11 protein-coding genes are annotated in these 14,671 nt (G+C 72.1%); 8 read left to right on the plus strand and 3 right to left on the minus strand.

Features of this window, described 5'->3' with window-relative positions; translation table 11 throughout:
* Positions 1-125: 125 nt before the first annotated feature.
* The 3 genes from ACTWO6_RS22980 (at position 126) to ACTWO6_RS22990 (ending at position 2,582) form a co-directional block, all read left to right on the plus strand.
* Positions 126-356 carry a hypothetical protein gene (locus ACTWO6_RS22980; protein WP_446215866.1) on the plus strand — a complete coding sequence of 77 codons (231 nt, stop codon included), beginning with the start codon at positions 126-128 and terminating at the stop codon, positions 354-356.
* 22 nt (positions 357-378) lie between these two features.
* Positions 379-906 carry a PH domain-containing protein gene (locus ACTWO6_RS22985; RefSeq protein ID WP_446215867.1) on the plus strand — a complete coding sequence of 176 codons (528 nt, stop codon included), beginning with the start codon at positions 379-381 and terminating at the stop codon, positions 904-906.
* A gap of 383 nt (positions 907-1,289) precedes the next feature.
* Positions 1,290-2,582, plus strand: a complete 1,293-nt coding sequence (locus tag ACTWO6_RS22990; RefSeq protein WP_446220738.1) for a PH domain-containing protein — start codon at positions 1,290-1,292, stop codon at positions 2,580-2,582.
* 19 nt (positions 2,583-2,601) lie between these two features.
* Here the strand turns inward: ACTWO6_RS22990 and ACTWO6_RS22995 are convergent, their stop codons facing one another.
* Positions 2,602-3,684, minus strand: coding sequence for a phosphatase PAP2 family protein (locus ACTWO6_RS22995; protein ID WP_446215868.1), 1,083 nt, complete (start codon positions 3,682-3,684; stop codon positions 2,602-2,604).
* A 309-nt stretch (positions 3,685-3,993) separates the two neighbouring features.
* Between ACTWO6_RS22995 and ACTWO6_RS23000 the strand changes: the two genes are divergently transcribed.
* Both ACTWO6_RS23000 and ACTWO6_RS23005 read left to right on the plus strand, forming a co-directional pair.
* Positions 3,994-4,398 (plus strand): thioesterase family protein, encoded by a 405-nt coding sequence (locus ACTWO6_RS23000; RefSeq protein ID WP_446215869.1) that lies wholly within the window; start codon positions 3,994-3,996, stop codon positions 4,396-4,398.
* Complete coding sequence (locus ACTWO6_RS23005; protein WP_446215870.1) at positions 4,395-5,225, plus strand: MBL fold metallo-hydrolase; 831 nt, start codon at positions 4,395-4,397, stop codon at positions 5,223-5,225. Before ACTWO6_RS23000 ends, ACTWO6_RS23005 begins: the two co-directional genes overlap by 4 nt.
* A gap of 413 nt (positions 5,226-5,638) precedes the next feature.
* Here the strand turns inward: ACTWO6_RS23005 and ACTWO6_RS23010 are convergent, their stop codons facing one another.
* Together ACTWO6_RS23010 and asnB are read right to left on the minus strand one after the other, a co-directional pair.
* Positions 5,639-6,571 (minus strand): PfkB family carbohydrate kinase, encoded by a 933-nt coding sequence (locus ACTWO6_RS23010; protein ID WP_446215871.1) that lies wholly within the window; start codon positions 6,569-6,571, stop codon positions 5,639-5,641.
* Positions 6,572-6,829: 258 nt separating this feature from the next.
* Positions 6,830-8,791 carry an asparagine synthase (glutamine-hydrolyzing) gene (gene asnB / locus ACTWO6_RS23015; protein WP_446215872.1) on the minus strand — a complete coding sequence of 654 codons (1,962 nt, stop codon included), beginning with the start codon at positions 8,789-8,791 and terminating at the stop codon, positions 6,830-6,832.
* A 111-nt stretch (positions 8,792-8,902) separates the two neighbouring features.
* Here asnB and ACTWO6_RS23020 point away from each other — a divergent pair, with 111 nt between their 5' ends.
* The 3 genes from ACTWO6_RS23020 (at position 8,903) to ACTWO6_RS23030 (ending at position 14,639) form a co-directional block, all read left to right on the plus strand.
* Positions 8,903-10,387, plus strand: coding sequence for an aminopeptidase P family protein (locus ACTWO6_RS23020; protein ID WP_446220739.1), 1,485 nt, complete (start codon positions 8,903-8,905; stop codon positions 10,385-10,387).
* A 338-nt stretch (positions 10,388-10,725) separates the two neighbouring features.
* Positions 10,726-12,471: a hypothetical protein gene (locus ACTWO6_RS23025; RefSeq protein WP_446215873.1), complete on the plus strand. Its 1,746-nt coding sequence runs from the start codon at positions 10,726-10,728 to the stop codon at positions 12,469-12,471.
* A 359-nt stretch (positions 12,472-12,830) separates the two neighbouring features.
* On the plus strand, positions 12,831-14,639 hold the full coding sequence (locus tag ACTWO6_RS23030; RefSeq protein ID WP_446215874.1) for a hypothetical protein: 1,809 nt from the start codon (positions 12,831-12,833) through the stop codon (positions 14,637-14,639).
* Positions 14,640-14,671: the final 32 nt, after the last annotated feature.

Below are 14,671 nucleotides of genomic sequence, written 5' to 3' on the forward strand. Positions count from 1 at the left end.
GAAAACGCTGAACACGGGTGGACAGGAAGGGGTACAGCGTGTGTACGATTCACCCCGTCGCCGGGCGGCTCCCCCCGTGGCCGCCCGGCGCTAAAACTTCCCGTGCGCGGCCTAGACTGGCCCGGATGACCACTCCCCGCCCTGCCGACGAGGCGCCGATCTGCTCGGCCCGCGGATGTCGCAATCCCGCCGCCTGGGCGCTGCACTGGAACAACCCCCGCCTGCACGACCCCGACCGGCGCAAGACCTGGCTCGCCTGCTCCGAGCACCGGGAATCGCTCGGCGCTTTTCTCGACGCGCGTGGCTTCCTGCGCGACGTGGCGGCGGTGGCCGGATCGCCTACCCTCGAAGGGTGAGTGAGCGCAGCGGACCACCCCGGTGAACGGTGACAACCTCGCCGGGCCGCCGTCGGCCCCGGCCGGCCCGCTGGAGCCGTGGCCGGACACCGTCCGCTGGCAGCCGATCTCCCGTGACCTGATCTGGGTGGAGCTGATCCGGCTCGGCGTGCTGCTGGCCGTCCTGCTGATCGGGCTCGGCCTCGGCTGGGCGTTCAGCGGGCAATGGCTCTTCGGCGCCGCCCTCGGCGCGGTCGTCCTGCTGGCCGGCTGGCGGGTGGCCACCATCGTCCGCGCGGTGCAGGCCTGGGGGTACGCCGAGCGGGAGCACGACCTGCTGGTCCGGCACGGGCTGCTGGTCCGGCGGCTCTCCATCGTCCCGTACTCGCGGATGCAGTTCGTCGACGTCAGCGCCGGGCCGCTGGAGCGGGCGTTCGACCTGGCCACTGTGCAGCTGCACACGGCCGCGGCGGCGAGCGACGCGCGGGTGCCCGGCCTGCGGCCGGCGGAGGCCGCCCGGCTGCGCGACCGGCTGACCGCGCTCGGCGAGGACCGGGCGGAGGGCCTGTGAGCGACGGTCCGGCCGACCCGCGGCCCGACGCGCCGCCACCCCACGGCCCCGAACCGCTCGGGCTACCCGCCGGCCCGGACCGGCCCCCCTCGCCGCACGCGCCACGACCCGCGGCCCACGACCCCGCCCAGCCGCCCTGGCCGACGGCCCCCCGACCCGGCGCACCCGGCCCGGCCCAGCCGCCCTGGCCGGCCGGACCGCACGCCGGCGCCCCCGGCCCGGTCCCGCCGTACTGGCCGACCGGGCCACACGCCGGCGTCCCCGGCCCGGCGCACTGGCCGGTCGCGCCGCCCTCCGGGGCGCCAGCGCCGGGAGCGCCCGGGCAGGGCTGGCCCGGGCCGGCCGGCGTCGCTCCCCCGTACGGCGAGGAGCCCCGGCAGCGGCTGCACCCGTTGAGTCCCGCGCTGCACGGCGCCAAGTCGCTGGTGGTGGTGATCGCCGGGCTCTCCTGGTCCACGCTCTCCCGGGTGGGCTTCGGCTGGTTCGCCGCGATGGCCGCGGTGCTCGCCCTCGGCGCCACCGTGCTGGCCGTGATCAGCTGGTACAACACCGGCTACCACATCGTGGGCCGGGAACTGCGGGTGCACGAGGGGCTGATCTGGCGGCGTACCCGCGCCATCCCGCTGGAACGGTTGCAGGCCGTCGAGGTGGTCCGGCCGCTGCTGGCCCAGCTCACCGGGCTCGCGGAGCTGCGCCTGGAGGTGGTGGGCGGGGGCAAGACCGAGGCGCCGCTGGCGTACCTGGGGGTGGCCGAGGCGGCCGCGCTGCGCCAACGCCTGCTCGCCGTCGCCGGCCGCGCGCCGGAGGCCGTCGCGCCCACCGCCGGCCAGCCCGCCGCGCCGGCGCCGGCCGGGCGCCGGCTGCACACGGTACGCAACGCGGACCTGCTGGTCAGCCAGCTGCTCACCCCGCAGGCGTTCCTGCTCCCGTTCGGCGTGGCCTTCGTGGTGGCGCAGTTCCTCTCCGAGGGTTCCTGGTCCTTCATCGCGGTCGCCAGCACGCTGACCGCGATGGCAGGCGTGCTGCTGCAACCCGTCCGCCGGGTGCTCGACGACTGGGCCTTCCGGCTGGACCGGGACGGCGACACGCTGCGCATCCGCAACGGCCTGCTGGAGACCCGGGCGCAGACGGTGCCGCTGCACCGGGTGCAGACCGTCGGGGTGACCTGGCCGCTGCTGTGGCGGATGAAGGGCTGGCTGCGGCTGCGGCTGGAGGTGGCCGGCTACTCGGCCGCCGAGCCGGACGACCGGAACCGCCCCGACCGGCTGCTCCCCGTCGGCGACCTCCGCACCGGCGAGCTGGTGGTGGCGGAGGTGCTGGCCGGAGTACGCCTCACCGCGCTGCCGCTGACCCGCCCGCCGCGGCGGGCCCGCTGGCTGCGCCCGCTGAGCCGGTCGGCGATCGGGGCGGGCCTCGACGAGCGCGTCTTCGCCGCCCGTTCCGGCCTGCTCACCCGGCGGTTGGCGATCGTCCCGTACGCCCGGATCCAGAGCGTGCGGGTGACGCAGGGGCCGGCGCAGCGGCGGCTGCGGTTGGCCACCGTGCACGCGGACACGGCCGGCGGGGCCGGTGCGGCCGCGCACGACCGGGACGTGGCCGAGGCCTGGCAGTTGGCGGCGGAGCTGACCGCGCGGGCGCACGCCGCCCGCCGCGCCGGCGGCGACCCACGCCCCTGACCGGGCCGACGGCGGACCGTCAGCGGTCGGCCGGCACCGGCGCGGGGTCGGCGGCGGCGTCCCGTCCCGCCAGCGGGCCGGCGGCGGGGATCGCCCGGTCCGCCGCCGGGCCGTCCGTGAGCGCCGCCCGCTCCCCCGACGCGGGCGCGCTCCGCGCGCGCCGAGCCGCCCACCAGCGTTCGGCCAGGCCGACGACGAGGAAGGTGATCCCGACGTACGCCCAGCCGACCAGCACGTCGATCATGTAGTGCTCGCCGCTGTAGACCAGGGTGAACGTCATCGCCAGCGGGTACGCCAGCAGCAGCGGCCACCAGCGCCGCCGGGTGGCGCCCAGGAAGAACAGCACGACGAAGAGGGCGAACGCGGTGTGCAGGGACGGCATCGCGGCCACCGGGTTGGAGGCGATCTGACCGGCGTTGAGCAGGTTGCCCGCGCCGTGCATGCCGAACGCCTTCCAGCCCCGGGTGGAGATCCGGGCGACCTCGGTGAGCAGGCCGTTCTGCGCGGCCCACCAGGGCGGCGCGGCCGGGTAGGCGAAGTAGGTGACCAGCCCGGCGGCGCAGAGGAATCCCCACCGCCGCATGTACGCGGCCCAGCGCGTCCGGTCCCGCAGCCAGAGCACCGCGGCGGCGGCCAGGGTCACCACGAAGTGGGAGAAGTAGACCCAGCTGGCCAGCACGTCCCACCAGTGCACATCGGGCCGGTAGAGGTGCTGCTGCAACCAGATGGTGGGCACCTCGCCACCGGTGGCCCAGCCGAGCAGGAACCGGTCGGCGACGATCAGCTCCATCGCGTGTGGCGTCGCCCCGTTGTCCGCGAACCCCCGGGAGAGGTTGTACGCGGCGAGCAGCAGCACCACCGGGACCCAGTCCCGGGCGAACCGCAGGTGACTGCGCCACGGCCGGGAGGAGTTCCAGGCGACGGTGGCCGCCCAGATCCAGACGAAGGCGTATGCCGGGTCGGTGGGCAGGCCGATGGCGAACCAACCGGCCACGAACGCCGCCGCCCAGACGGCCATGGCGACGACGCGGCGCCGCCCGCCGTCGGGCGACGCGGTCGGGCCGGTCCGGGCGGGGGGCTGGGGATCTGTCACGACGGCCATCGCGGTCAAGGTTAACGGCGGGCGGCGGGCGGACCGACGCCGACCACCGCCCGTCGCGCGGGCCGGGCGGCGACCGGCCCCACCACCCGCGTCGGCGGCGCCCGCCCGCGGCGTCCCCCGGCCCGACCGACCACGCCGGTCGTGCCCGCCGACGGCGGTCGCCGGAACCGGGGCCGGCGACCGCGTCGGTGATACCCGCCGACGGGGTCCCGCGGGTACGGCGCGGTCGGCCGTCGACGGGCCGCGCCGGGATCCACCGGTTGTCGCCCGGCGTGACGCGGGCAGCGGGCGAGCACCTACGCTGGGACCATGCACGAGCCGCCGGAGCCCACCTTCGCGCCGGGCCTGACCGCCCGGGTCGAGCTGACCGTCACCGACGCCGACACCGCGCAGGCGGTGGGCTCCGGGGACGTACCGGTGCTCGGCACCCCCCGGGTGCTGGCTCTGGCCGAGGCGGCGACCGTGGCCGCGACCGCCACCCGGATGCCGGCCGGGCAGACCACCGTCGGGCTGCGGGTGGAGCTGGACCACCGGGCCCCCACGCCGGTCGGCCGGACGGTGGTCGCGCAGGCCCGCCTCGCCACGGTCGACGGTCGACGGCTGCTCTTCGAGGTGACGGTCGCCGACGGCGGGGAGACGGTCGCCGAGGGGCGGGTCGAGCGGGTGCTGGTGGACCGGCAGCGTTTCGTCGAGCGCGCCTCGCGGGCATCATGACCGGCCGCTTCGTCGAGGTCGCCGCCGGCGTCCACGTGCTGCAGGAGCCGCTGCTCCAGGTCAACGTCACGCTGGTGGTGGGCGACGGCGCGGCGCTGCTGGTGGACACCCTCTCCACCGCGGGTCAGGCGCGCGACCTGGCCGCCGCGGCCCGGGCGGTCACCCCGCACCCGTGGATCGTGGTCAACACCCACCACCACTTCGACCACTGTTTCGGCAACGCCACCCTGGCCGCCGACCCGCCCCGGCCGGTGTACGCGCACGAGCTGGCCGCCGCGGCGCTGCGCGAGCGCCCCGACCAGCTGCGCCGGGCCGCGTACGAGGAGACCCGCGAGGAGCGGCCGGCGCTCGCCGCCGAGCTGGCCGACACGGTGCTGCTGGCCCCGACGCACACCGTGCACACCGAGACGGTGCTGGACGTCGGCGGGCGGCGCGTGGTGCTGCGCCACCCGGGGCACGGGCACACCGACGCCGACCTGGTGGTGCACGTGCCCGACGCGGACGTGCTGGTCGCCGGCGACCTGGTCGAGCAGAGCGGGCCGCCGGCCTTCGAGGAGTCCTACCCGCTGCAGTGGCCGGACGCGGTCGCCGACCTGCTCCGGCTCACCACCCCCGCGACGGTGGTGGTGCCCGGGCACGGCGACCCGGTCGACGTCGAGTTCGTCCGCGCCCAGCACGCGCAGCTCGTCGAGCAGGCCTGGATGATCCGCGCCGGCCACACCGGCAGCGCCCCGCCCGAGCGGGTGGCCGCTGAGTCCCCGTTCGGCGCCCGCCCCGGCCTGATCGCCGCCCGCCGCGGCTACGCCGACCTGGACGGCACCCTCTAACCCCACCCCACCCGCGCCCCGGCCCCGGCCCCGGCCCCGGCCCCGGCCCCGGCGATCTTGCACTTGGGGCCCGCGGTTCGCCCGTTCCGCGTCCTTTGCCCGGGCACCAACTGCAAGATCGCGGAGCAGAGGGGGGCGGGTCAGGGTTGGGTGGGGGGTGGGAGGGGGGAGGGGTCGCGCGGGGCGGTGTGCAGGTGGGTGAGCAGGGCGTCGAGGTGGGGGACGCGAGCGGGGCCGGGGCCCAGTCCAGATCCAGATGATCCGACGGGGGACGCATCCGAAAGGAACAGAGCCGGTCGAGCTCGGCGACCGACGATCGGCACGCCGCCAACACCTCGCCGGCGAGTCGGACGAGTTGCTGGGTGACCGCCACGCGCCGGAGTGTGCCAGAGCGAACCGGCCGCCCACGAGCCTCAGTCGGTGAACCGCCGCGACACCTCGGCGCGGGTGGGCATGGCGACGGCCCCACCGGAAGACTCGCAGACCAGGGCGGCCACCCGCAGGGCGAAGGCCACCCGCTGCTGCCAGCCGGCCGGGTCCGCGGGCTCGCCGTCGACGAGCAGGTCGGCGATGAGCGCGCCCATCACCGAGTCACCGGCGCCGGTGGCGTCCACCGCCCGGACCTTGGGCGCCGGGATCCGTACCACGTCGGGGCCGGCGGCGACCAGCGCGCCGGCCGCGCCGAGGGTGACCACGACGGTGCCCGCGCCCAGCTCGCGCAGGTACGCGGCGACCCCCTCGACCGGCTCGCGGGGATAGAGCACCTCGGCGTCGGCGGTGCTGAGCTTGACCAGGTGCGCGCTCGCGGCGAACTCGGCCACCACCTCACGCAGCCGCGCGAGGGCCCCCGGCCTGCCCAGCAGTCGGGGCCGGACGTTCGGATCGAACACCCGCAGCGCGCCGGCGATCGACCAGGCCCGGCGCGCGGCGGCGCGCACCGGCGGGTCGAGCAGCACGACCGATCCGCAGTAGAGCACGTCGGCGCCCTCGACCAGCGCCACGTCCAGGTCGTCGGCGGTGAGCAGCGCGTACGACCGCGGCTCGCCGTAGAAGCGGAAGTCCGGTTCGGGGCCGGCGAAGGTGGCCACGGCCAGGGCGGTCGGCGCCGGTACGGTCACCGCGCCGGCCACCCCGACCCCGGCGGCGCGCAGGAAGGCACGGATCCGGTCGGCGAGCGCGTCGTCGCCGAGCGACCCGACGAACTGGACGTCCCCGCCGAGCCGGGCCACCGCCACGGCCACGTTGAGCGGGCCCCCGCCGATCGCCTGCCGGTAGACGGGCTGCCCCTCGTATTCGGCGTCGAGCAGGTCGACCAGCGCCTCGCCCAGCACCACCGCGTACCCCATGTCGCCTCCCGCGTTCCGATCTTGTCGCACCAGGCTGGCACACTCCCCGGGATCGGGGGCGCTGAAGCCACCGTATTGGCCCACCGGGCGTTGTGCGAGGCGCGCGACCGGGAGACGCGGGGCGATCCGACCCGGGGTCGGGACAACCCACGCGGTGTCATCCGCCCTGAAACGATCAAGAGGTTTGCGTCCCCGGAGCGGACCCCGGCGGACCCAAACCTCTTGATCGACAGCGACGGCCCCGGCGGGGCCGGGCGGTCAGCGGACCATGGAGCCGACCACCGGCTTGGTGAGGAGGGCGGACTGGTTGCGCTGGATGCCCGGGTCGAGGGTCTTGGCGACGAAGATGGCGTGCCAGATGCAGAAGATCAGCACGGTCCACACCTTGCGGGAGTGGTCGGCCTCCTCCCGCTTGTGCTCCTCCAGCAGCCGCATCGCGTACGACAGGTCGACCAGGTCGCCGGCGCCGGAGGTGGCCAGCACGTGCCGGGCCCACTCGTACATCTCGCCGCGCAGCCAGACCCGGGTCGGGGTCGGGAAGCCCAGCTTCTTCCGGTTGACGATGGCCGGCGGCACCACGCCCTGCAGCGCCTGGCGCATGGCGTACTTGGTGGCGTCGGAGCGGGGCGGGAGCTTCAGGTCCACCGGGATGCCGGCCGCGACGTTGAAGACCTCACGGTCGAGGAAGGGCACCCGCACCTCCAGCGAGTGCGCCATCGAGATCCGGTCGGCCTTGACCAGGATGTCGCCGCGCAGCCAGGTGTAGAGGTCGACGTACTGCATCTTGGTGACGTCGTCCAGCTCGGTGCACTCCGCGTAGATCGGCGCGGTGACGTCCGTGTAGCGCACCGAGGGGTCGTAGCGGCGCAGCAGGTGCTGCTTCTCCTCCTCGGTGAACATCCGGGCGTTGCCGTAGTAGCGCTGCTCGATCGGGGTGGTGCCGCGCTCCAGGAAGCTCTTGCCCTTGACCCCCTGCGGGATGGCCTTGGAGACCGCCCGCAGCCCCTTCTGCACGCCGCCGGGCAGGCCGTTCACCGCGCCGAGGGAGAGCGGCTCCCGGTAGATCGTGTAGCCGCCGAAGAACTCGTCCGCGCCCTCGCCGGAGAGGACCACCGTGACGTGCTCGGCGGCCTTCTTCGCCACGAAGTAGAGCGGGACCAGCGCCGGGTCGGCCACCGGGTCGTCCAGGTGCCAGACGATCTTCGGCAGCGCATCGATCATGTCCTGCGGCCCGATCTTGGTCGGGATGGTGGTCACGTCGAGGTGCCGGGCCGACTCCTGGGCGACGTCGATCTCGGAGTACCCCGGGACGTCGTAGCCGACGGTGAAGGTGAGGATGTTGGGGTTGAACTCGCGGGCCAGCGCGACCACCGCCGTGGAGTCGATGCCGCTGGAGAGGAACGAGCCGACCGGCACGTCCGAACGCATGTGCATCCGGACGCTCTCCCGCAGCGTCTCGCGGATCTCGTGGTAGAGCTTCTGCTCGTCCGAGACCGGCGCCGGCCGGAACACCGGCCGGTACCACCGGCGCACCTCGATCCGGCCGCCCGGCGTCCAGGTGAGGTACTCCCCCGACCCGATCCGGTTGATCCCCTTGTGCAGGGTGCCCGGCTCCGGGACGTACTGCAGGGTCAGGTAGTGGCTCAGGTTGGCCGCGTCGATCCCGGCGTCGCCGGCATACGCCGACTGGGCGAACGGCAGCAGCGCCTTCTTCTCCGAGGCGAGGTAGAGACCGTCGGCGGTCTCCAGGTAGTGCAGCGGCTTGATGCCGAAGTAGTCTCGGGCGCCGAACGCCCGCCGCTCCTGCCGGTCCCAGATGACGAAGGCGAACATGCCCCGCAGCCGGGTGAGCACCTGCTCGCCCCAGTAGTGGTAGCCGGCGACGATCACCTCGCCGTCGCCGTTGGTGGCGAACTGGGCCCCGAAGTCCCGGATCAGCTCGTCGCGCAGCTCGATGTAGTTGTAGATCTCGCCGTTGAAGGTGAGCAGGTAGCGCCCGCCCGCGTAGGGCAGCGGCTCGTGGCTGAGCGCCACGTCGATGATCGCCAGACGCTTGTGCGCGAACACCCCGTCCGCGTACCGGCCGGAGGCGTCGCCGACCACCTCGACCCCGGTCTCGTCCGGGCCGCGGTGATGCAGGCACTCCAGTGCTCCGGCGATGTTGTCGCGGTGGGCGGCGGCGTCGCCGCGCGCGCTGAAGAAGGCCAGGAGTCCGCACATGGTGGTCATCTTTCCACGCGCCCGGAGCGGACGTCGCGGCACCGCAGGCTCTTCCCACCCCGGTCCGCGCGGTACCGTCTGGACCAGCGACGAGGCGCAAGGAGGCGGATGATGGCCGAGGAGCGGGCGCAGCAGGGCAAGCCGGCAGACGGTACGGAATCGCACGACCCGGACTTCCCCGAGGCGTTCCTGACGTTCATGCGGCAGGGCTGGCGGGACACCGAGCTGCCGGTCGGCCCACGGCCGGAGGTGCCCAACTACGCCAAGCGGCGGGCCGCGCTCTCCGCGGCCTTCCCCGGCGAGACCCTGATCGTCCCCACCGGCGGCGAGAAGGTACGCGCCAACGACACCGACCACCCGTTCCGGCCGGGCAGCGACTTCGCGTACCTGACCGGCGACCACGACCCGGACAGCGTGCTGGTGCTGCGGCCGAACGGCTCCGGGCACGACGCCACGCTGTTCATGCGGCCCCGGTCGTCCCGGAAGACCGACGAGTTCTTCCGCAGCCGGCACGGCGAGCTCTGGGTGGGCCGGCGGCACACCCTCGGCGAGAAGTCGACCGAGCTGGGGCTGCCGACCGCCGACCTGACCGAGCTGGACGCGGCGCTGGCCGGCTGCGCGCCGGGGCGTACCCGGGTGTTGCGCGGTTTCGACGCCCGGGTGGACGCGGCCGTGCGCCCGTTCGACGGCGCCCGCGAGGAGGGCCAGCCGGCCCGCGACCGGGAGCTGGCCATCGCCATCTCCGAGCTGAAGCTGGTCAAGGACGAGTGGGAGATCGCCCAGCTCCAGGAGGCGTGCGACGCCACCGTCCGCGGCTTCGAGGATGTGGCCCGGGCGCTGCCGGCCGACCGCGGTGTCTCCGAGCGACTGCTGGAGGGGATCTTCGCGCTGCGCGCCCGGCACGACGGCAACGACGTCGGCTACGGCTCGATCGTCGGCGCCGGCGAGCACGCCACGATCCTGCACTGGGTGCACAACCACGGCGCCACCCGCCCGGGCGAGCTGCTGCTGATGGACATGGGCGTGGAGAACCGCCACCTCTACACCGCCGACGTCACCCGGGTGCTGCCGGTCGACGGCCGGTTCACCCCGCTCCAGCGCCAGGTGTACGACGCCGTCTACGCCGCCCAGCAGGCCGGGATCGACATCATCAAGCCGGGCGTGGCGTTCCGGGACGTGCACCTGACCGCGATGCGGGTGCTCGCCGAGGCACTCAAGGATCTCGGGCTGCTGCCGGTGAGCGTGGACGAGGCGATGGACCCGGCCTCCACGGTCTACCGCCGGTGGACGCTGCACGGCACCAGCCACATGCTCGGCATCGACGTGCACGACTGCTCGAACGCCCGCAAGGAGAACTACCGGGACGGCGCGCTCGGCGAGGGCTACGTGCTGACCGTGGAGCCGGGGCTCTACTTCCAGCCCGAGGACGAGTTGGTCCCCGAGGAGCTGCGCGGCATCGGCGTCCGGATCGAGGACGACATCCTGGTCACCGCGACCGGCTCGGTGAACCTCTCGGCCGGCCTGCCGCGCCGCTCCGACGAGGTGGAGACCTGGCTGGCCGAGCAGCGCGAGGCCGGGCCTCGCCTGCCGGGCTGACCCCGGCCGTACGACCACAGCGGCGGGCCCCGCCGCCGGCGTCTGCGACGTTTTCCGTCGTTTCGACACCGGTGGCGGGGCCCGTCGGCGTTTGCGCACTCAGCACCCTTCCGGACCACCTGCACGCCGGATAACCCTGTCGCCTGATCTGGGGGAAATGCGGGGTTTTTTCGGATAAGTCCGCGTCGCGAGGATCCTTCTCATACGGTGGCGATCAGAGGCTGCAAACCGATTTGTAGCTGGTCGCCCCGCCTTGGGCGGTGCGACCCGTCTGATAGCACGAAGGGCGGAAGGCTCTGATGTCCAACGACGTAACGACTTCCGACGGCGGGGCCCCGATGACCCCACCGACGAGCAGGCGGCGGGCGCTCTGGGTCGCCACCGGCGTGGCCGGGCTGACCGGCGTCGTCGGGCTGGCGGCGCTGGGCGGCCTCGCCGCTCGTGACAACAAGTCCGACAAGACGGACCGCGGGTCGGACACGCAGGCCGCCACGGCCCAGCAGAAGGTCAGCGACGACCGCAGGGACCTGGACGACGAGGGCAAGGACCGGGACAAGGACAAGGACCGGGACAAGGACAAGGACAAGGACGAGCGCGATGAGGTTCGGGAGGTGGACTGTGACGACGATGATCTGATCGAGGCCCTCGAACTGGCCAACCGGGATGAGGGTGGCACGCTGAAGCTGGCCCGCGACTGCACCTATGAGCTGGACGAGTTCGACAAGAAGTCCGGCGCGGGTCTGCCGACGATCAAGCAGGAGATCACCATCAAGGGTGAGGACTCCACGATCAAGCGGGACTCGAAGGACGCGTTCCGGATCTTCCGGGTCGCCGACGGCGGTGACCTGACCCTGAAGGACGTCACCGTCAAGAACGGCAACGCCTCCGAGCGCGAGCGCCGGCCCCACAAGCACGTGCCGCCGCCGGTGAAGAAGACCGGCAACGCGGGCGGGACCGGAGCCGGCGCCGAGGCGTCGCGATGGTCGGGCAAGGACGACGAGGAGGACGGCGGCGGGCTGCTGGTCGAGCGTGGCGGCAGCGCCCACCTGGTGGACACCACGTTCACCCACAACAACGCCGAGGAAAACGGCGGCGCGATCGCCAACTTCGGCCGGGTCGAGGTCAAGAACAGCACGATCGACAACAATCAGGCCGAGGAGAACGGCGGCGGCATCTTCAACGCCGGCGTCCTCGAGGTCGAGGGGTCCTCCGACGACAAGGGTGAGTCCTCCGGCGGTAAGGGTGGGTCCGACGACGGTAAGCGTGGCGAGTCCCGCATCACCAACAACACCGCCGGCGAGAACGGCGGCGGCATCGCCAACGGCAGCGGCAAGGACGAGCACGGCAGGGGCCACGACGACGACGTCAAGGCCGGCACCGTGGAGATCGAAAAGACCCTGATCGAGGACAACAAGGCCGACGAGAACGGCGGCGGCCTGTTCAGCGATGACGGCTTCGTCGAGGTCAAGTGGACCTTCGTCAAGAGCAACGACGCCGGCGAGAACGGCGGCGGCATCTACGCCACCGACACCGTCCTGACGGTCAACCACAGCACCGTCGCCAAGAACAAGGCCAGCGAGGACGGCGGCGGCATCTACAACGTCAACAGCGAAGAGCGGGAGCAAGGCTCCGTCCTGCACAGCGGCAGGCACAACGACAAGGACAAGCGCGGCACGGCCACCATCACCGACACCGAGATCCTCGAAAACTTCGCGGGCCGCTTCGGCGGCGGCATCTTCAACGGCGAACCCGTCGAAGAAGAGAACAGCGGCAGCATGGCCGCCCCGACCGCCCGGTCCAACCACACGGGCCACCACGAGGACTTCGAGGCCACCCTCGTCCTGCGCGACAGCAAGATCAAGGAGAACACCGCCGGCGAGAACGGCGGCGGCATCTACAACAACGAGGGCAAGGTAACCCTGACCAACACCAAGGTCAAGGAGAACAAGGCCAACGAGTCCGACCACAAGATCGCCGGCGGCATCTTCAACAACGACGGCAAGGTCAAACTCGACGACGACTCCACCATCACCGACAACGACCCCACCAACTGCGCCAAGACCGTCGAAGACTGCTTCAACTGAACCACCACATAACGCGGGAGTCCCTCTCCGCCGCGCGGCGGAGAGGGACTGCCCGCCACCCACCCACTTCCGCGGATGCCCCGCGGCGGCGCGTCACGATTGAGCGTCGGCGGAGCGGCCGCGCGCTTTCCGCCCCCGGCAGCGTTCTTCGCCGCCGCTCGTACCGCCGCTACGCCCCCGTCCACACTCCTGCCCACTGCGCTGCCCGCATACCTAATGTGGGCTTTTTTCGTATACACGCCCCAAGCGAAGAAGATTCCCATACGGTGTTCTTCAGCAGCTACAACCGATTTGTAGCGAAGGTCGCCTCGCCAGGGCGAAGCGACCTTGTCTGGGTACCAGGAGAGGGCAGAGCTCCGATGTCCAACTACCTTCGCAATAACGATGACGCCACCCGCGAGACGAACTCCCCGATCCGCCGGCGTCGGCTCTGGCTCGTTACCGGCGTTGCGAGCCTCACGGGAGCGGTCGGCCTCGCGGGCGTCGCCTACGCCACCACCGGGGTCACCGGCGCCCATCGGCTGGCCGACGTGAAGTGGTCGACCGCCCAGCTGGTCAGCGACGACGGCAAGGACCGGGACGACAAAGACAAGGACCGGGACAAGGACAAGGACCGGGACGACAAGGGCAAGGACCAAGAGGGCAAGGACAAGGACAAGGACCGGGACAAGGATGAGCGCGGTGAGGTTCGGGAGGTGGACTGTGACGACGATGATCTGATCGAGGCCCTCGAACTGGCCAACCGGGATGAGGGTGGCACGCTGAAGCTGGCCCGCGACTGCACCTATGAGCTGGACGAGTTCGACAAGAAGTCCGGCGCGGGTCTGCCGACGATCAAGCAGGAGATCACCATCAAGGGTGAGGACTCCACGATCAAGCGGGACTCGAAGGACGCGTTCCGGATCTTCCGGGTCGCCGACGGCGGTGACCTGACCCTGAAGGACGTCACCGTCAAGAACGGCAACGCCTCCGAGCGCGAGCGCCGGCCCCACAAGCACGTGCCGCCGCCGGTGAAGAAGACCGGCAACGCGGGCGGGACCGGAGCCGGCGCCGAGGCGTCGCGATGGTCGGGCAAGGACGACGAGGAGGACGGCGGCGGGCTGCTGGTCGAGCGTGGCGGCAGCGCCCACCTGGTGGACACCACGTTCACCCACAACAACGCCGAGGAAAACGGCGGCGCGATCGCCAACTTCGGCCGGGTCGAGGTCAAGAACAGCACGATCGACAACAATCAGGCCGAGGAGAACGGCGGCGGCATCTTCAACGCCGGCGTCCTCGAGGTCGAGGGGTCCTCCGACGACAAGGGTGAGTCCTCCGGCGGTAAGGGTGGGTCCGACGACGGTAAGCGTGGCGAGTCCCGCATCACCAACAACACCGCCGGCGAGAACGGCGGCGGCATCGCCAACGGCAGCGGCAAGGACGAGCACGGCAGGGGCCACGACGACGACGTCAAGGCCGGCACCGTGGAGATCGAAAAGACCCTGATCGAGGACAACAAGGCCGACGAGAACGGCGGCGGCCTGTTCAGCGATGACGGCTTCGTCGAGGTCAAGTGGACCTTCGTCAAGAGCAACGACGCCGGCGAGAACGGCGGCGGCATCTACGCCACCGACACCGTCCTGACGGTCAACCACAGCACCGTCGCCAAGAACAAGGCCAGCGAGGACGGCGGCGGCATCTACAACGTCAACAGCGAAGAGCGGGAGCAAGGCTCCGTCCTGCACAGCGGCAGGCACAACGACAAGGACAAGCGCGGCACGGCCACCATCACCGACACCGAGATCCTCGAAAACTTCGCGGGCCGCTTCGGCGGCGGCATCTTCAACGGCGAACCCGTCGAAGAAGAGAACAGCGGCAGCATGGCCGCCCCGACCGCCCGGTCCAACCACACGGGCCACCACGAGGACTTCGAGGCCACCCTCGTCCTGCGCGACAGCAAGATCAAGGAGAACACCGCCGGCGAGAACGGCGGCGGCATCTACAACAACGAGGGCAAGGTAACCCTGACCAACACCAAGGTCAAGGAGAACAAGGCCAACGAGTCCGACCACAAGATCGCCGGCGGCATCTTCAACAACGACGGCAAGGTCAAACTCGACGACGACTCCACCATCACCGACAACGACCCCACCAACTGCGCCAAGACCGTCGAAGACTGCTTCAACTGAGCGCTTCAGCGGACAAAGGAAGAAGTCGGCCC

The organism is Micromonospora sp. IBHARD004, assembly GCF_052814115.1.

Bases quoted from the DNA above. Each gene is read 5' to 3' on its own strand.
- ACTWO6_RS23000 (WP_446215869.1), top strand. From the start codon at position 3,994: ATGCACGAGCCGCCGGAGCCCACCTTCGCGCCGGGCCTGACCGCCCGG.
- ACTWO6_RS23025 (WP_446215873.1), top strand. From the start codon at position 10,726: ATGACCCCACCGACGAGCAGGCGGCGGGCGCTCTGGGTCGCCACCGGC.
- ACTWO6_RS23010 (WP_446215871.1), bottom strand. From the start codon at position 6,571: ATGGGGTACGCGGTGGTGCTGGGCGAGGCGCTGGTCGACCTGCTCGAC.
- ACTWO6_RS22980 (WP_446215866.1), top strand. From the start codon at position 126: ATGACCACTCCCCGCCCTGCCGACGAGGCGCCGATCTGCTCGGCCCGC.
- asnB (WP_446215872.1), bottom strand. From the start codon at position 8,791: ATGTGCGGACTCCTGGCCTTCTTCAGCGCGCGCGGCGACGCCGCCGCC.
- ACTWO6_RS23020 (WP_446220739.1), top strand. From the start codon at position 8,903: ATGGCCGAGGAGCGGGCGCAGCAGGGCAAGCCGGCAGACGGTACGGAA.
- ACTWO6_RS22995 (WP_446215868.1), bottom strand. From the start codon at position 3,684: ATGGCCGTCGTGACAGATCCCCAGCCCCCCGCCCGGACCGGCCCGACC.
- ACTWO6_RS23030 (WP_446215874.1), top strand. From the start codon at position 12,831: ATGTCCAACTACCTTCGCAATAACGATGACGCCACCCGCGAGACGAAC.
- ACTWO6_RS23005 (WP_446215870.1), top strand. From the start codon at position 4,395: ATGACCGGCCGCTTCGTCGAGGTCGCCGCCGGCGTCCACGTGCTGCAG.